General features: G+C 59.7%; 17 protein-coding genes. 2 read left to right on the top strand and 15 right to left on the bottom strand.

Annotation, left to right across the window (positions count from 1 at the left end; all coding sequences use genetic code 11):
- Positions 1-23: 23 nt before the first annotated feature.
- The 10 genes from accD to DQ393_RS00615 form a co-directional block, all read right to left on the bottom strand.
- Positions 24-935 carry an acetyl-CoA carboxylase, carboxyltransferase subunit beta gene (gene accD / locus DQ393_RS00660; protein WP_112339901.1) on the bottom strand — a complete coding sequence of 304 codons (912 nt, stop codon included), beginning with the start codon at positions 933-935 and terminating at the stop codon, positions 24-26.
- 108 nt (positions 936-1,043) lie between these two features.
- A complete protein-coding gene (gene trpA / locus DQ393_RS00655) occupies positions 1,044-1,883 on the bottom strand; it encodes a tryptophan synthase subunit alpha (RefSeq protein WP_112339900.1) in 840 nt (279 codons plus the stop codon).
- A 10-nt stretch (positions 1,884-1,893) separates the two neighbouring features.
- Positions 1,894-3,108 carry a tryptophan synthase subunit beta gene (trpB, locus tag DQ393_RS00650; protein ID WP_112339899.1) on the bottom strand — a complete coding sequence of 405 codons (1,215 nt, stop codon included), beginning with the start codon at positions 3,106-3,108 and terminating at the stop codon, positions 1,894-1,896.
- Positions 3,105-3,779, bottom strand: coding sequence for a phosphoribosylanthranilate isomerase (locus DQ393_RS00645; protein ID WP_112339898.1), 675 nt, complete (start codon positions 3,777-3,779; stop codon positions 3,105-3,107). Before DQ393_RS00645 ends, trpB begins: the two co-directional genes overlap by 4 nt.
- Before the next feature lie 291 nt (positions 3,780-4,070).
- Entirely contained in the window at positions 4,071-4,832 is a 762-nt protein-coding gene (locus DQ393_RS00640; RefSeq protein WP_112339897.1) for a M48 family metallopeptidase, read from the bottom strand.
- A gap of 89 nt (positions 4,833-4,921) precedes the next feature.
- Entirely contained in the window at positions 4,922-5,359 is a 438-nt protein-coding gene (locus DQ393_RS00635; protein WP_112339896.1) for a DUF2852 domain-containing protein, read from the bottom strand.
- A gap of 322 nt (positions 5,360-5,681) precedes the next feature.
- Positions 5,682-6,959 (bottom strand): polyhydroxyalkanoate depolymerase, encoded by a 1,278-nt coding sequence (gene phaZ, locus DQ393_RS00630; RefSeq protein ID WP_112339895.1) that lies wholly within the window; start codon positions 6,957-6,959, stop codon positions 5,682-5,684.
- 294 nt (positions 6,960-7,253) lie between these two features.
- Positions 7,254-8,096, bottom strand: a complete 843-nt coding sequence (locus DQ393_RS00625; RefSeq protein ID WP_112339894.1) for a fumarylacetoacetate hydrolase family protein — start codon at positions 8,094-8,096, stop codon at positions 7,254-7,256.
- Positions 8,097-8,230: 134 nt separating this feature from the next.
- Positions 8,231-9,649, bottom strand: a complete 1,419-nt coding sequence (locus DQ393_RS00620) for a pyridoxal phosphate-dependent decarboxylase family protein (RefSeq protein ID WP_112339893.1) — start codon at positions 9,647-9,649, stop codon at positions 8,231-8,233.
- A gap of 64 nt (positions 9,650-9,713) precedes the next feature.
- Positions 9,714-10,667: a glutathione S-transferase family protein gene (locus tag DQ393_RS00615; protein ID WP_112339892.1), complete on the bottom strand. Its 954-nt coding sequence runs from the start codon at positions 10,665-10,667 to the stop codon at positions 9,714-9,716.
- A 161-nt stretch (positions 10,668-10,828) separates the two neighbouring features.
- Here DQ393_RS00615 and DQ393_RS00610 point away from each other — a divergent pair, with 161 nt between their 5' ends.
- Positions 10,829-11,119 carry a DUF2218 domain-containing protein gene (locus tag DQ393_RS00610; RefSeq protein ID WP_112339891.1) on the top strand — a complete coding sequence of 97 codons (291 nt, stop codon included), beginning with the start codon at positions 10,829-10,831 and terminating at the stop codon, positions 11,117-11,119.
- An 80-nt stretch (positions 11,120-11,199) separates the two neighbouring features.
- Positions 11,200-11,799 carry a nitroreductase family protein gene (locus DQ393_RS00605; RefSeq protein WP_112339890.1) on the top strand — a complete coding sequence of 200 codons (600 nt, stop codon included), beginning with the start codon at positions 11,200-11,202 and terminating at the stop codon, positions 11,797-11,799.
- 63 nt (positions 11,800-11,862) lie between these two features.
- Here the strand turns inward: DQ393_RS00605 and gyrB are convergent, their stop codons facing one another.
- The 5 genes from gyrB to DQ393_RS00580 all read right to left on the bottom strand — a co-directional run bounded on the left by gyrB (position 11,863) and on the right by DQ393_RS00580 (position 17,322).
- Complete coding sequence (gyrB, locus tag DQ393_RS00600) at positions 11,863-14,298, bottom strand: DNA topoisomerase (ATP-hydrolyzing) subunit B (protein WP_112339889.1); 2,436 nt, start codon at positions 14,296-14,298, stop codon at positions 11,863-11,865.
- Positions 14,299-14,559: 261 nt separating this feature from the next.
- The gene (locus DQ393_RS00595) at positions 14,560-14,925 is read right to left on the bottom strand and encodes a helix-turn-helix domain-containing protein (protein WP_112339888.1); all 366 of its coding nucleotides are present in this window, start codon (positions 14,923-14,925) and stop codon (positions 14,560-14,562) included.
- Positions 14,922-15,506: a Smr/MutS family protein gene (locus DQ393_RS00590; RefSeq protein WP_112339887.1), complete on the bottom strand. Its 585-nt coding sequence runs from the start codon at positions 15,504-15,506 to the stop codon at positions 14,922-14,924. Before DQ393_RS00590 ends, DQ393_RS00595 begins: the two co-directional genes overlap by 4 nt.
- The gene (gene mltA / locus DQ393_RS00585; RefSeq protein WP_112339886.1) at positions 15,506-16,624 is read right to left on the bottom strand and encodes a murein transglycosylase A; all 1,119 of its coding nucleotides are present in this window, start codon (positions 16,622-16,624) and stop codon (positions 15,506-15,508) included. Before mltA ends, DQ393_RS00590 begins: the two co-directional genes overlap by 1 nt.
- On the bottom strand, positions 16,621-17,322 hold the full coding sequence (locus DQ393_RS00580; RefSeq protein ID WP_112339885.1) for a Tim44/TimA family putative adaptor protein: 702 nt from the start codon (positions 17,320-17,322) through the stop codon (positions 16,621-16,623). Before DQ393_RS00580 ends, mltA begins: the two co-directional genes overlap by 4 nt.
- Positions 17,323-17,431 lie beyond the last annotated feature (109 nt).

Genomic DNA, 17,431 nt, shown 5'->3' with positions numbered 1-17,431 from the left:
CCGCCCGTCGGCAATCGATGATGTCAGGCGCTCGCTGCTATCGCCAGTGCCGCGCCATTCTTGCTCTTGACCGATACGTCGTTTGCCGGCGCCTTGGTCAGGATCCTCAGAAGCGTCGCCAAAGTGTCCGGAATGTCGTGACGCTTGACGACCATGTCCACCATGCCGTGCTCCAGCAGGTATTCCGAGGTCTGGAAGCCCTCGGGAAGCTTTTCCCGCAGCGTTTGCTCGATCACGCGCTTGCCGGCAAAGCCGATTTCGGCGCCGGGTTCGGCGAGATGGATATCGCCAAGCATGGCGTAGGAAGCCGTGACGCCACCGGTCGTCGGATTGGTCAGAACCACGACATAGGGTTGGCCCGATTCCTTCAGCAAATCGACGGCAACGGTCGTGCGCGGCAACTGCATCAGTGACAGGATGCCCTCCTGCATGCGGGCGCCGCCCGAAGCCGGGAACATCACGACGGGGCATTTTTCGGCAATCGCGCGCTCGAAAGCCTTTACGATGGCTTCACCTGCTGCCATGCCGAGCGAACCGCCGATGAAGTTGAACTCATGCACGATGGCGACGAGCTTCAAGCCGCGAACCTTGCCGAGGCCGGAGAGGATCGTATCATCCTGCTCGGTCTTCAGGCGGCTATCCTTGAGGCGATCGGTGTATTTCTTCGAGTCGCGGAACTTCAGCGGGTCCTGCGCGACCTTCGGCTGCGGCAGGGCTTCGTATTCGCCATTGTCGAAGAGATCGGCAAGACGTGCCTTGGCCGGCATCTTCATATGGAAGCCGGATGCGGGGATAACCCACTTGTTCTCTTCCAGATCCTTGTGGAAGACCATTTCGCCGGTTTCCGGACATTTGATCCAGAGATTCTCCGGAACCTCGCGGCGGCCCAGCATGGAATTGATCCGCGGGCGGACGTAGTTCGTGATCCAGTTCAATTCGAAACTCCTAATCGACCGAATTAATCGATAGCTCAGTCGTCACCAAATGCCCATAGGCCTTTTCCTCAATCCGCAGCGGATTGCCGAAGGGCCTATATGGGGAAACTATTCGGCGGCAACAAGGCGGGCGGAACGAGTGCCTGTCGACAGACCGCGCACCAGGGTGGCCACGGCCTGGATGGTATCGGCCGTTGCCTTGCCGTCCTTGGTGAGACTGGTGGCGATCTGGTTGACGATCGCGGTGCCGACAACGACGCCATCGGCGGCAGCGCCGATCAGCTTGGCGTGCTCGGCCGTCTTGACACCGAAGCCGACGCAGACCGGCAGGTCCGTGTGCTGCTTGATGCGCGTGACGGCGCCGGAAACCAGCGACGGATCCGGTAGAGCCGAACCGGTGATGCCATTCATCGAGACATAGTAGACGAAACCGGTCGTGTTCTTCAGAACCGCCGGCAGGCGCTTATCGTCGGTGGTCGGTGTTGCGAGGCGAATGAAGTTGATGCCCTTGCGGATCGCCGGAATGCAGAGCTCGTCATCCATTTCCGGCGGCAGGTCGACCACAATCAGGCCGTCGATCCCAGCGGCAAGCGCGTCATCGAGGAACTTCTCGACGCCGTAAATATAGATCGGATTGTAATAGCCCATCATCACGATCGGCGTATCGGCATCGACTTTACGGAAATCGGCGGCGAGCTGCAGCGTCTTCTTCAGCGTCTGTCCGGCCTTCAGGGCGCGCTGGCCGGCAAGCTGGATCGCCGGGCCGTCAGCCATGGGGTCGGAAAAGGGCATGCCGAGTTCGATGACGTCGGCGCCGGCTTCCGGCAACGCCTTCATGATGCCGAGCGAGGTCTCGTAGTCGGGATCGCCGCCCATGAAATAGGTGACGAGTGCCGGGCGGCCTTCTGCCTTCAAAGCGGCGAAGCGTTTGTCCATACGTGCGGTCATGGCGTCTAACTCACATTCCCAGAATCTTGCCGACGGTGAAGATGTCCTTGTCACCACGGCCGGAGAGGTTCATCAGGATGATCTGGTCCTTGCCCATCTTCGGGGCGCGCTTGATCACTTCGGCGAGCGCATGGCTCGGCTCGAGCGCCGGAATGATGCCTTCGAGGCGCGTCAGCATCTGGAAGGCTTCGAGCGCCTCATGGTCCATGATCGGCACATATTCGGCGCGGCCGATATCGTTCAGCCAGGAATGTTCCGGGCCGATGCCGGGATAGTCGAGACCAGCCGAAATCGAATGACCTTCTTTGATCTGGCCGTCGCCATCCTGCAGCAGATAGGTGCGGTTGCCATGCAGCACGCCGGGCGAGCCGGCAGTGATCGAGGCGCAATGCTCATCGCCCTGCAAACCCTTGCCGCCTGCTTCGACGCCGACGATCTTGACGCCCTCGTCATCGAGGAAGGGATGGAAGATGCCGATGGCATTCGAGCCGCCGCCGACGGCCGCGATGACCAGATCCGGCAGGCGGCCTTCGGCTTCCAGGATCTGCGCTCGGGCTTCGGTGCCGATCACGGCCTGGAAATCGCGAACCATTTCCGGATAGGGGTGCGGGCCGGCGGCCGTACCGATCAGGTAATAGGTGTCTTCGACATTGGTAACCCAATCACGAAGGGCTTCGTTCATGGCGTCCTTCAGCGTGCCGCTGCCGGCCGTTACCGGAATGACCTCGGCGCCCAAGAGCTTCATGCGGAAGACGTTCGGCGCCTGGCGCTCGACATCGGTCGCGCCCATGTAGACGACGCAGGGCAGGCCGAAGCGGGCGGCAACGGTCGCCGATGCCACGCCATGCTGGCCGGCGCCGGTTTCGGCAATGATGCGGGTCTTGCCCATGCGCTTGGCGAGCAGGATCTGACCGATGCAGTTGTTGATCTTGTGCGAGCCGGTGTGGTTCAGCTCTTCACGCTTGAAATAGATCTTGGCGCCGCCAAGCTCGGCCGTCAGGCGCTCGGCGAAATAAAGCGGGCTCGGGCGGCCGATATAATGGGCGCCGAGAGCCTTCAGCTCCGCCTGGAAGGCCGGATCGTCCTTCGCTTTCGCCCATTCCTCCTGCAGATCCAGGATCAGCGGCATAAGCGTTTCGGCTACGAAACGGCCGCCGTAAATGCCGAAACGGCCGTCCTCGTCGGGGCCGGAGCGGAAGGAATTGGGTTTAGGCGTCTGGTTCACTTTCTACTCCCTGCTGCCGGTTCCGGCAGACATGCTTCTGCAAAAGCGTCGAAAAACTGGTCGATCTTGCCAAGATCCTTCACACCAGGCGCACTTTCCAGCGCGGAGGAAAGATCGATACCGCTGGCCCTGGTGGAGGCTAGCGCCTCGGCGACATTGTCCTTGTTGACACCGCCCGACAGCATATAGTCCACGCGATCGTCGACCCAGTTCATCAGGCTCCAATCGAAGGACACGCCGTTTCCACCCGGCAGCTCCGAACCAACAGGCGGCTTGGCGTCGAACAGGAAGCGGTCGGCGATGCCGATATAGGATTCCACCCGCTTCAGATCGTCAGCATCGCGCACCGACATGGCCTTCATGACGGGGACATTATAGACCGCTTTGATGGTCAAGACACGCTCGGGGCTCTCATTGCCGTGGAGCTGCAGCATATCCGGCTTCACTAGCGACATGATCTCGTCGAGATCGTCATTCGACGGATTGACCGTAACGGCAACGACCTTCGCCTTGCCGCGTGCGCGCTCGGCAAGCTCACCGGCGAGATCCGGCTCGATATAGCGCGGGCTCTTTTCAAAGAAGATAAAGCCGATATGGGTGGCGCCGCGCTCAAGAGCACGATCCACCGCTTCCGGCGTCTTCAGACCACAAATTTTGATATCGGGGTTCATGGCAGCGGAGTGACACGAAATTTCGCAAGAGTCGAGCCTAAAGGCGACGTTAGCGGGATTTTTGCGGTGTTCCAGAGCCATCGCATATGAAATAGAAAGTGCCCCTCACCCCGGCCCTCTCCCCGTTTTGACGGGCAGAGGGGGACGACAGCGCCAAATCCTTCGCTCCGTCCTGAGCTTGTCGAGAGGCGGGGAGAGGTGGACTCGAACAGTTGAGTGAAGCGAACTGTGAGAGGACGGATGAGGGTCCAACCTGCCTATACGCGAATGCCTTGCGCGCCATTATGCAGTTCAATCAAAATCAATCGCGTGCAGCTGGCTGCCATGGCGTTTCAGCCAGGCTTTGGCCTCGTCCATGTCGGGGCAAAGCTTGCGGCAGAGGGCCCAGAAGCGCGGGCCGTGGTTCATTTCGCGCAAATGCGCGACTTCATGGGCGGCGAGGTAATCGATGACCAAAGGCGGCGCCATGACGATGCGCCAGGAGAAGCTCAGGTTCCCTTGCGAGGAGCAGGAGCCCCAGCGGCTGCGGGTATCCTTCATGGTGATGGACGTGACGCTGGCGCGGATGGCCCTGGCGTGGACAGCCACAAGCTTTTCGAGATCGGCGCGAGCCTCCTTCTTCAGGAAAGTGGCGATGCGGCGGCCGGCATGTTCCGGCAGGCCGCTGACGCGCAGCACCGGAACGCCCTCGACGACGATGGCTTCGGTGAGGCCGCGCAGGGTTCCGGTATGCTCGATCCGGTGGCGCACGCCGCGCAGAAGGATTTCGCTGCCGCTGCGCAGACTCGTGTCGACGGAGAATTTTGCAAGCTTCGTCAGCAGCCAGCCCTGGTGCCGGTCGAGGAAGGCATTGACCTCGCGTGCCGCCAACCCACGTGGAATGGTCATCTTCAGCGACCTACCGCCGGGCTCGATCCGGAGCGTAATGCGCGTGGCCCGCTCGTGCTGACGGATTGTCAGCGGCATCAGCCGGCCGGCGACATCGAGCGTGCGCGTTTCCGGCGCGGCCAGCTTGGCTTGCGATTTGCGGGATCTGGAGAGCAGCGGAAACATGAGGCAGTTTTATATGATTCGCAGGGATTTCTGGCAAAGAAAAACCGGCATCGTTTGATGCCGGTTTTGACCTCGCGACGGAACTTCCGTCACGGCGTCTGGAATTCGGTCGGCGAACCGCCATTGTCATTGCGCTTGACGCTGTTGCGCTCGCGCATGAAACGGTCGAACTCCTCCTGATCCTTGGCACGGCGCAGCTCGCGGACATAGGTGTCGAACTCGGCGCGCATCTCGTCGAGCTTGCGGCGCTCCTCTTCGAGGCGCTCGAGTTCAGCCTTGCGCCAGTCGTCGAAGGCGACGTTGCCGGTGGAGAAGGAATGACGGTGACGGCCGCGATGACGGCCGCAGCCGGCAAACATGCCATCGGTCCTTTCGTTCACGTCGCGTTTGAATTCCCGCAAACGTTCTCCGAAGAGAATATAGGCGAGCATGGCAAAGCCCAGCGGCCAGAAGACCACGAAGCCAAGCACCATCAAGGCAATAGTAGCCGGAGTCCAATCCGGGCGAAGCAATGCAGATTGGTTCATTGTCAGGTATCCTCGCACGGCGCATCGCCCCTCGACCGACAGCGATCGATGGAAAGGCTTCTGCGCGGTTTTTAAAGCTCTACCTGCATCTCAGCGCGTTCCAAGGACGCGCGGCGCGGTAAACGGCCCGATCATCTCTGCGGTACCGCCGGAATCGAGATGGTAACCTCTTCGTGAGGCTTCAATGGGATCGCCAGGCGGAATCGGACAAGTGTTTGAATCGGCGCGGATAATTCAACAAAAGCTAATAGTTTGCACAGCAAAAGCGGTTCGGCTTCCAACGAAGCTCCGAACCGCTCTATCCGTTTGATTTTACTGTCTCTCAGGCGGATTTTCCGCCCTTGATGACCCGTTTGACCACCGGCCGGCCGGTGCGGGCATGCTCGCGGGTGAAGGCCAGAATGCGCGGCGCGATCTCGCGGCGAAAACGCGAACCGTTGAAGACTCCGTAATGGCCGACATCCGGCTGCAGATAGTGCATGCGCATATGGTCGGGGATATTGGTGCAGATGGTCTGTGCCGCATGCGTCTGGCCGACACCGGAAATATCGTCGTTCTCGCCTTCGACAGTCAGAAGCGCAATGTTGCGGATGGCGGAGGGATCGACCCGTTCGCCGCGATGCATGAGCTCGCCCTTGGGAAGCGCATGCTTGATGAAGACCTGATCGACCGTTTGCAGATAGAATTCCGCCGTCAGATCCATGACCGCCAGATATTCGTCGTAGAAATCGCGATGCTTCTCGGCCGGCTCGCCGTCATTCTTGACGAGGTGTACGAAGAAGTCCTTGTGAGCGATCATATGGCGATCAAGATTCATCGACATGAAGCCGGAAAGCTGCAGGAAGCCGGGATAGACGGGCCGCATGAAGCCCGGCTGCGGCCAGGGCACGTTCATGACGACATTGTCGGCAAACCATTCCAGCGGCTTTTCCTTGGCAAGCTGGTTGACGGCGGTCGGATTGATGCGGGTATCGATCGGGCCACCCATCAACGTCATCGACGACGGCGCCAGGCGATCGCCCGCCGCTTCCATCACGGCAGCGGCGGCCAGGACCGGCACCGAGGGCTGGCAGACGGCCACGACATGCGTATCTGGCCCGAGATGGTGCAGCATTTCGATGACGTAATCGATATAGTCGTCGAGATCGAACGTGCCTTCGGTCATCGGCACCATGCGGGCATCGATCCAGTCGGTAATATAGACATCGGCGGCCGGCAGCAGGGCTTCCACCGTGCCGCGCAGCAGCGTCGCATAGTGGCCCGACATCGGCGCGACGATCAGGATGCGCGGATCGGCGCTGTGGCCGGCGGGCAGGCTGCGCTCGAAATGGATGAGATTGCAGAAGGGCTTCTTCCAGACAATCTTTTCATGCACTGAGACCGATTTGTCGTCGATCGTCGTCTCCGGAAGTCCGAATTCCGGCTTGCCGTAGCGCCGAGTGGTGCGCTCGAAAACCTCTAGACTGGCCGTCAAGGTGCGGCCGAACGCCGTATGCGAAAGTGGATTAAGCGGATTGGAATAGGCCAGGCGCATCATGTCCGCCGCGGCACGAAAAGGTGCGAGAGCGGCGTGATTGAGTTCGTAAAACTGATAAAACATGGGGGGCTTTACCTCTTGCGATACGGGCATTTCGCCGCGCAAATCACTTAAATCATTGAAGCGCACGCGCCTTGCGTGTCGCTGCCTCGCTGCGGCGCTCCTCCGGTCGCGCTGTGCAGCAGGAGGATACGGCTCTCGGGCGCGATCCTCATCCTTCCTCTGATCCAACCTAGCAGTTTTTGCTGCAGAGCAACATAACTACAATTGGTTCTTATCTATAAAAAACGCCGGAGAATCGCTTCCCCGGCATCAACAATGATCTCGAAAGGTTAAAGTTCCTGAGTTTCGCAGGCCTTACGCGTCGGCGAGGAAGGTCTGGCGCTGCGTGCCCAAGCCTTCCATGCCGAGCTCGACGACATCGCCAGGCTTCAGATACTGAGGCGGTTTCATGCCCATGCCGACGCCGGGAGGTGTGCCGGTGGAAATGATGTCGCCCGGATGCAGCGACATGAACTGGCTGAGATAGGAAACGAGGTAAGCGACGCCGTAGACCATCGTCTTGGTCGAACCGTTCTGCATCATCTTGCCGTTGACCTTCAGCCACATGCCGAGATTCTGCGGATCGGCAATCTCATCCTTGGTAACGAGCCAGGGACCGATCGGGCCGAAGGTGTCGCAGGACTTGCCTTTGGTCCACTGTCCGGAACGCTCGGTCTGGAACGCGCGTTCGGAGACATCGTGGGAAACGCAGTAACCGGCGACATAGTCGAGCGCGTCAGCTTCGCTGACATATTTCGCCGTCTTGCCGATGACGACGCCGAGCTCGACTTCCCAGTCGGTCTTCTCAGAGCCGCGCGGGATCAGCACGTTGTCGTTCGGGCCGACGATGGCCGAGCTTGCCTTCATGAAAATGATCGGCTCCGGCGGCACGGTGGCGCCGGTTTCGGCGGCGTGATCCGAGAAATTCAGGCCGATGCAGATGAACTTGCCGGTGCCAGCAACGCAAGCGCCGAGACGGCCTTCCGGCAATTCAGGTAGGCTTTTCGGATCAAGGGCTGCGATCTTCGCAAGACCTGCGGGCGAAATGGCCTCGCCGCCGATATCGGCGACATGGGCGGAAAGATCGCGGATCTTGCCGTCGCTATCCAGAAGCGCCGGCTTTTCCTTGCCGGCTTCGCCAACACGCAACAATTTCATGGATTTTCCTTCCCTGCATTTTCAAAAGACGAGATTGATAACATCATATATGAACGAATTATTCACCAGTGTCATCAATCGATTTTCGAGAGCCTAGCATGGCTCGGGGGCTTCGCGCTGGAAAAACAGCTTTTCTAGTTCGGGGATAATGACCTGGCGATTTCGACGATGACGTCGAAAGCCATGGCGATATCGTCAACCGTCGACTCGAACTGGCCGGCCTGGAAGCGAATGACCAGCCGGCCGCTGACACGAGTCTGCGTCAGGTAGATGCGGCCGTCGTTATTGATAGCCGTAATCAGTCGCTGTGTGTGCTCTTCCTGACCGACACCCGCAGGCGCCTTGTGATCGAAAGAGAACAGCGACAGAAAGGGCTCGGTGACGATTTCGAAATCAGGCTCGGCAGCAAGACGCTTAGCCAGATTCTGCGACCAGGAGACATGGTTGCGGATCATCGTCCGCAATCCTTCCAAGCCGTGATAGCGCAACAGGAACCAGAGCTTTAGTGCGCGAAAGCGGCGCCCAAGCGGCACGGACCATTCCGAGTAATTGATGATGCCGTCATGGCCATGCGTGCGCAGATATTCGGGCTGGATCGCCAGTGTGCGGACCAGCGTCTCCGGCTCGCGAACGAACTGGACAGAGCAATCGAATTGCGCGCCAAGCCACTTATGCGGGTTGAAGACCACGGAATCGGCCTGCTCGACGCCTTGCCACAGGGTGCGGAACTCGGGGCAGATCATCGCCGAGCCCGCCCAGGCGGCATCGACATGCACATAAAGTCCGTGCGCATGGGCCACTTTGACGACAGCAGCGACATCGTCACAGGCGCCGACGCTGGTGCCACCGACGCAGGCGATGACGCCGGCCGGCAGCAGCCCGGCAGCGCGATCACGCTCGATCGCATCGGCAAGTGCTTTCGGATCCATAGCCTTGTTGGGACCACCAGAGGGAATCCGCACCAAATTTTCCTGCCCGACACCGGCAATCCAGATGGCACGGTCAATTGAAGTGTGGACCTGATCTGTAGAATAGATGCGCACTGCCTTGTTTGTCGCAAGGCCGCTTTTGTTGCCCTGCCAGTCCAGCGCCCTCTCGCGCATCACGAGGACGGCGGCAAGCGTGGCGGTCGAGGCGGAATCCTGAATGACGCCGGTGAAGGTTTCCGGCAGGCCGAGCGCCTGTCGCAGCCAATCGACGACCTTCGTTTCAAGTTCGGTCGCGGAGGGCGATGTCTGCCAGAGCATGCATTGGGCGGCGATGGCGCTGACCAGATATTCGGCAACCACCGAGACAGGAGCGGCGTTGGCTGGGAAATAGGCAAAGAAGCGCGGGTGTTGCCAGTGCGTCATGCCAGGCACGAGGATATCCTCAAAATCGCTGAAGATATCTTCCATGGCTTCGCCCGTCTCCGGTGGAGAATCAGCTATATGCGCCGATATTTCGCCCGGTGCCATCTTCGCCCGGACCGGTCTGTCGCGAAGCGATGCGCGATAATCGGCTCCCCAATGTGCCGCCTTCTCCGACCACTGCCGGAACTCTTCCCAATCCATGACGGCCCTCCCTATTCCATCGAACGAGGCGGACCTTAGACCGGTTTTGATATGTGGTCGAGTATCAGAACAGCTCGTCGAGAGCAGGTCCTAGCGGTACGATGCCACTGGGATTGAGCGTCGAAATCGAGTAGTAGCCGCGCTTGATATGATCGAAGCTGACGGTTTCGGCAATCCCCGGCCAATCCAGCATGCGACGGCAGAAGGACTGGAGGTTGGCATAATCCGACAGCCGGCGGAGATTGCATTTGAACAGGCCGTGATAGGCGAGGTCGAAACGGACGAGGGTGACGAAGAGCCTGATATCGCTTTCGGTAGGATTGATAGCAAAGAGGAAATCCTTGCCTTCCAGCTCGGTCTCGACCTGATCGAGGCAATTGAAGACTTCATTGAAGGCTTCCTCATAAGCGATCTGCGTCGTAGCGAAGCCTGCGCGATAGACGCCGTTGTTGAGAGCGGGATAGATCCGGGCATTGAAACCGTCGATTTCGTCGCGCTTTCCGGCCGGATAAAGATCGATGTCATGCCTTGCGAGATCGCCGAAACCGTCATTCAGCATGCGCAGGATATCGGATGACTCGTTGTTGACGATTGTACCGGTGCGCTTGTCCCATAGGACTGGCACCGTGGCGCGGCCGGTGAAGGCCGGATCGGCTTTCGTATAGATCTCGTGCATATAGGTGGCGCCGTTGATGGCATCGTTCGTGGCGCCTGGATATTCGCCGAACCGCCAGCCTTGTTTGGACAGGGCAGGTTCGACGATGGAAACGGAAATGGCCTCTTCCAGCCCCTTCAGTTTGCGACCGATCAGGGTCCGCGACGCCCAGGGGCAGATCAGCGCGACATAAAGATGATAACGGCCAGCCTCAGCTTTGAACCCGCCTTCGCCCGTCGGTCCTGCGCGGCCATCGGGCGTGACCCAATTGCGAAAGCTCGAAGTCTGGCGGACGAAGCCGCCCTTCTCATCCTTTGCCTGGACCGGCTGCCAATCCTCAGTCCATTTCCCATTTACCAGCAAGGCTCTGTCTCCACTCGCGCGCGTTCCTTCGTGAGGGCACCATAGCGGAACAGAATTTCACCGGAATAACGCAAACTTGAAACAGACTGTCTACCTGGCGAATGCGGATAGCTCTATGTATGCAATGATGCGTTTGCGATCAGCTTTATCGGACAAATCCTGTGGCGACATCCGTTTCCAACGTTAAAACCGACCATGCCAGCCGTTATCTCCAGCAGCTCTGCAAGCACTGGAGCCACCGCTTCAGCGTCGAATTCAATGCGACCGCCGGCAGGGTACCGTTCAGTGCGGAAAGCTTCCTCGATCTGGCGGCCCAGCCCGGCAACCTGATCATGACGCTGACAGTCGAGAAGCCCGAAGACCTCGAGCGCATGCAGAACGTTGTCGTGGATCACCTCAAGCGCTTCGCCTTTCGCGAGGAGCTCGACGTAAGCTGGGCTGCCCGAGTTTAAGTTCGCATCCTCTATCTATAACCAGCCAACGGCCGGTTTCGACCGCCTGCGACCGATCATCTCCAAGGAAAGAAGCCCTCATGACATCAAGCAACAGCCGCGAATCTCAATATCCGATCGACAAGCTCTTTCTCGACCGCTGGTCGCCGCGCGCCTATTCCAACGAGACCATGCCGGAAGCCGATCTGCTGACTATTCTGGAAGCGGCGCACTGGGCACCCTCCGCCTCAAACCTGCAACCCTGGCGCTTCCTCTATGCGCTACGCGGCTCGGAACATTGGGACAGGTTCCTGAGCGTCCTCATCGACTTCAACCAGGGCTGGGTGAAATCCGCATCCGCCCTGCTTTTCGTCATTTCGCGCACCCACAGTGGCGAGCTCGGCTCGGCCGAACAGAAGCCCAGCTACAGCCATTCCTTCGATGCCGGAGCGGCCTGGGGCTTCCTGGCGATCCAAGCGCATCTAGCCGGCTACGAAGCCCATGGCATGACCGGCTTCCATGTCGAAAAATCCTATGAAGTTCTCGGCATTCCCGACGGTTTCCGCGTCGAGGCCGCGGTCGCGATCGGCAAGGTCGGCGACAAGAACCAGCTTCCGGAAAAGCTGCGCGAGCGCGAGGTGCCGAGCCAGCGCAAGCCGCTCTCGGAGCTGGGCTTCAACGGCACCTTCATCGCCAAGTAATTGATAGAAAAGAAAAAGGCCCGCGAAACCTTCGGTGGGCCTTTTTGCATCTGACGTAAATGGTCAAATGTCGAGATTGGCGACGTTCAGCGCGTTGTCTTGAATGAACTCGCGCCGCGGCTCGACTTCATCACCCATGAGCCGGGCAAACAAGCCGTCGGCATCGGTCGCATCCGTTACCTTCACTTGCAGCAGGGAACGGACATTCGGATCGAGCGTCGTTTCCCAGAGCTGCTCGGCATTCATCTCGCCAAGACCTTTGTAACGCTGCAGCGTCAGGCCCTTGCGGCCGCCGGCAAAGATCGTATCCAGCAGCTGGCGGGGACCTGAAATCTCCGTCTCTCCATCGCGGCGAACAAGCTTCGGCGGTGTGACATAGACTTCCTTCAGCCGTGAGCCGAGTTGGTCGATGAGGCGGGCATCCTGCGAACCGATAAGCGCCATGTCGAGGAACACGACTTCCTTGACGCCGCGTACGGTGCGTTCAAAGCGCAGGCCACCCTCGCCGGTCACAGCGCCGCTCCAGCCGCGTTCGGTTTCTTCGGCGATGACATCGAGCCGCTTGGCAACGTCGTTGGCGAGCGCTTCCGCTCGCGTGGGATCGCTGACCATTTCGGCGTTGAGGGCCCCTGCAATAGCAGCCTGCTCGACGACAGCGCGATTGTAGCGGGAATGCAGATTGTCGATCAGCGTGCGCAGGCGCAGCGCATCATAGATCGCCTCGCGCAGATCCTGGCCGATGCGGACTTCGCCGTTGCCGAGGCGCAAGCTAGCATCCTCCGTGCCCTGGCCGATCAGATATTCTTCCAGCGCCTTCTCGTCCTTGACATACTGCACCGACTTGCCGCGCGTCACCTTATAGAGCGGCGGCTGGGCGATGTAGAGATGGCCGCGCTCGATGAGATCGGGCATTTGGCGGAAGAAGAAGGTCAGGAGCAGTGTGCGAATATGCGCGCCGTCGACGTCTGCGTCCGTCATGATGATGATCTTGTGGTAACGCAGCTTCTCGGCGTTGAATTCGTCCTTGCCGATGCCAGTGCCGAGCGCGGTGATCAGCGTACCGATTTCCTGGCTCGACAGCATCTTGTCGAAGCGGGCACGTTCGACATTCAGGATCTTGCCGCGCAGCGGCAGGATGGCCTGGTTTTCGCGCGACCGGCCCTGCTTGGCCGAACCACCCGCCGAGTCACCCTCGACGAGGAAGACTTCGGATTTGGCGGGATCGCGCTCGGAACAATCGGCAAGCTTGCCGGGCAGCGATGCGATATCCAGCGCGCCCTTACGGCGGGTCAGCTCGCGCGCCTTGCGGGCAGCTTCACGGGCGGCAGCGGCCTCGACGACCTTGCCGACCAGAACCTTGGCCTCGGACGGATGTTCTTCGAGCCAGGTGCTGAGCGCTTCGTTGACGAGACTTTCGACGACGGGACGAACTTCGGAGGAAACCAGCTTGTCCTTGGTCTGCGACGAGAACTTCGGATCGGGAACCTTGACCGACAGCACGGCCGTGAGGCCTTCGCGGCAGTCATCACCCGTCAGCGTCACCTTTTCCTTCTTGGTAATGCCCGAGGTGTCGGCGTAGGAGGTGATTTGGCGCGTCAAGGCCGCGCGGAAGCCGGCCATATGAGTGCCGCCGTCGCGCTGCGGGATGTTGTTGGTGAAGCAGAGCACGTTTTCATGGTAGCTATCGTTCCACCACATCGCCACTTCGACAGTAATGCCATCCTTTTCGCCGCGGATTGAGACCGGCTTGTCGACCAGCGGCTTCTTGGCGCGATCGAGATAGGAAACGAAGGCTTCCAGGCCGCCGTCATAAAGCATTTCTTCCTGCTTGATGTCGGAATGGCGCTTGTCGGTCAGCAGGATGCGGACGCCGGAATTGAGGAAGGCGAGTTCGCGCAGGCGATGTTCCAGCGTGCCGTAATCGAATTCCGTCATGGTGAAGGTTTCGGAACTCGGCATGAAGCTGACTTCCGTGCCGGTGGCATCGCCGGCATCACCCGTCTCCTTCAGCGGTGCATCGGCAACGCCATGGGTGAAGCTCATTTCGTGGATCTTGCCATGACGGCGGATCTTCAGGCGCAGCCAGACGGACAGCGCGTTGACGACCGAAACGCCGACGCCGTGCAGACCGCCGGAGACCTTGTAGGAGTTCTGGTCGAACTTACCGCCGGCGTGAAGCTGGGTCATGATAACCTCAGCGGCCGAAACACCTTCGCCGCTGTGAATATCCGTCGGGATGCCGCGGCCGTTGTCTGTGACCGTGACGGAACCGTCAGGGTTGAGCGTCACCGTTACGATATCGGCATGGCCGGCCAAGGCCTCGTCAATGGCGTTGTCGACGACCTCATAGACCATATGATGCAGGCCCGAGCCGTCATCCGTGTCGCCGATATACATGCCGGGACGCTTGCGCACCGCATCAAGTCCTTTCAGGACCTTGATGGAATCTGCGCCATACTCGGCGTTGCCGCCGTTGTCGGTTACGGATGTGTCGGTCATATATTGAAGTCTTTCCAGTGTTTTAGAGAACCCTGCCGATCGCTAGAGCGTGATGCCGAACGGTGTGAGCGGTTTCCGGACGACATCATGCTCTACTTCTTTGAGTTTAGAGCGGATTCGGATTTCCGGTCGCTGCGACCTGAAATCATCCGACCCTAACGAATCAGCGGTTTTTCCTAGCCTATATATAGGATGTTTCGCCCTGAAGTTCCAAACGGAAGGCCCCGAAATCAGGTATAAAACAGGGGATTACGGCGGTTTTCAGCCGGTTTTCCCGGCATTTTCCAAAACGCGGGTCAGTTCACGGATCGTCGCGGCGTCAAGGCTGCGGATCCTGCCGGCCAAGTGGTTGACAAAGGCCGTATATTCGGGCGCAAGCCCGGACGTATCGACAACCACGCGCGGATCGGAAAATCGGGCCAGCAGGAAGAGTTCTTCGGCTTCGTCCCAGATGATATTGAAATATCCGGCGATGCGCTGCAGCAAATCGAAGGTCGGCAGACCGCGCTTTCCGTGTTCTAAGGCGGATAAGTAAGCCGGAGTCACATTGAGGGCGGCCGCCATCTGCTTCTGCGAGACGCCCTTGCGCAGCCGCAGCTTGCGCACTGCTTCGCCGAACGGAGTCACGGCTTTTCCCCCTTCAAGCGCGACAGGCGGATATAAAGCGCACCCTCGCCACCGTGATGTTGTGCCGCCGTCTCATAGGAGGAGATCAGAAAGCGGAATTCAGGCTTGGAAAACCAGAGCGGCACGGCACGCTTCAGCGCACCCTCGCTACCCATGGAGCTGCCTTTGCCTGTTATGACCAGGACATGGCGAAGGCCGCGGCTATGAGCCCGCAGCAGAAAATCGAGAAGCATGGAATGCGCCTCGCTCTGGATGAGGCCGTGAAGGTCGATGCGGGCTTCGAGTGCCAGATGGCCTTTGGCGATCTTGCGCTTGACCGGACGTTCCAGCGGATGGTGCCGGCCGCTGGGCTGCTTCGCAGGCGCTGATGCTTCCTGGATTTCTGCTGGGGCAGGCGCCATCTTCGCCTTTGCGGCGCGGCTGTTTTCCTCATTTTCGGCTTCCGCGCGCAGCGCTGCTTCAAAAGCCTCGATATCGGCCATTCGGCCCGGCATGGGGCGGGTGCTCTTGGCGACCTTACCCCACAGGATGCGGTCTTCCGCGCTGAGCTTTCGATCCTTATTCTGCCGTTCCGGGGCCATCAGCCGAACCTCTGCGCCGCCGCCTTCGGAATGAGTATATAAAAATCGGCGTCATTGCGCACGGTGCCGGCGAGCTCTCCCGCATCATAGCCCGAACCGGTAAAGATATCGCCGCGCGCCGGCCCGACAATCGCCGAGCCCGTGTCGAGCGCCAGCATCAGCCGCGCGAAAGGCTTGCCGCCATCGAGATGGGTCAAGCTTTCAGACCGGATGAAGAAGGGAAAGCCGAAGGTGTGGATCAGCCGGTCGACCGCGAGGGAGCGGCCCGGTACCAGCGGCACCTTCGCCGCTGCGATCGGCCCGAGAGCGGGATCGCTGACATCGGCTTCACGGAAGAAGATATAGGATCGATTGTGCCAGAGGACCTCATCGACCTGATCCGGGTGGGCGTAGAGCCAGTCGCGGATCGTCTGCATGGAGATCGTCGCGCGGTCCAACACACCGCGGTCAATGAGCAGGCGCCCGACGGCCGAGAAGGGATGGCCGGCCTTAGCGGCATAGGTAATACGGCCGAGACGCCCATCCGCATAGCGCAGACGCGCCGCGCCCTGCACATGCACGAAGAAGACATCGACCTTGGATTTTGCCCAGGCGATCTCCAGCCCTTTCCCTTCCAGATAGCCGCGATCGATCTCGCCGCGATCGGGATAGGCGGAAATTGCGCCACCCTGAAGCCTGCCGAACATATAGGAAGGGTCAAGCTCGGCAGGCCGATTGCCGTCATCCAGATCGATCAGATCATCCGGTCTGCGATAGAAGGGGTAACGATAGGTTTCGTCCGCCTCGGCTGAAACTGCGATTTCCGGCTCATAGAAGGCGGTCACGAAACCGGTCGCACCGCCATTGCGACGAATGAAGAAAGGCCGGCAATGCTCCTCGAAAAAAGCCCTGGCCTCCGCTGCATCGCGCGGTTTCCATCCTTCGGCGGCATCGAGGAGTGTCAGGAGATCATCGGCCGTCAGTCCCGCCGCGCCCGTGCGATAGGGCTTCACGTCGCGAATATAGGTCCGGCAGTCCATCATCGTGCGAAAAAGGCTGGAAGGATCATCGTCCTTCCAGCCCTTCAGATCGGCGAAGGTTGCCGGCTCCAGCCTGAATTCCTGCGATGGGATCGTCATTGTTCGGATTCGGTCGCCACGAGTTTCCAGTTCGGATCGCGCGAACGCGTGTCGCGGGCGAAGGTCCAGAGATCGCTGATCTCGGCCACGGCTTCGGCATCGCCATCGATCAAAGTGCCGGCCTTGTCGTAGGTAGCCGAAATCATCTGGCTGACGATGCGCATGGTGATGAAAGATTCCGTGCCCTTCATCTCGGCGCTGAGGATATCGGCCTTGTCGATGCCGACGAAGGTCGATTTGACTTTCTCGCCCTTGGCCTCTCGGTCGGAGATGGCAGCATCGAATCCTTCGTAGACTTCGCGCGACAGCAGACCCTTCAGCGACTTGCGGTCCCCCTCGGCAAAGGCCATGACGATCATTTCGTAGGCCATGCGGGCGCCGTTGACGAATTCCTTCGGATTGAAGGCAGGATCGGCCTTGCTCACTTCACGCAGAGAATCGTTCAGCGGCGTGCCGGCTGGTGTGAATGTATCGATGGCAGCAAAACGGTCTTCCTCTTCGGCCGCGTCGCGCCGCGGCAGGGTCACGACCTTGCCGGCATCCGGCGGCGTCGGGCCATTTACCGGATCTGCGGAACCATAGAGATCGCGCGGCGGCTTCTCATTTCCCGTGCGGCGGCCAAGAACACTACGCAGCTGAAAGAAGATCAGCACCGCCGCCACCAGGAAAAAGATCGTCACAAAGTCGTTTGCACCCATCTCGTATCGGAACCACCGTTAAAATTGAAAGATCAATCCCCATATAGTCCGCATCGATCTATCATTCAAATAGCGGACCGGTTTCTTTATTATACGCGGAGAAACCAAC

This window comes from Martinezella tropici (assembly GCF_003287875.1).
GTDB classification, from domain to species: domain Bacteria; phylum Pseudomonadota; class Alphaproteobacteria; order Rhizobiales; family Rhizobiaceae; genus Rhizobium; species Rhizobium tropici_C.
This window is presented reverse-complemented; position numbering and strand designations above follow the sequence as displayed.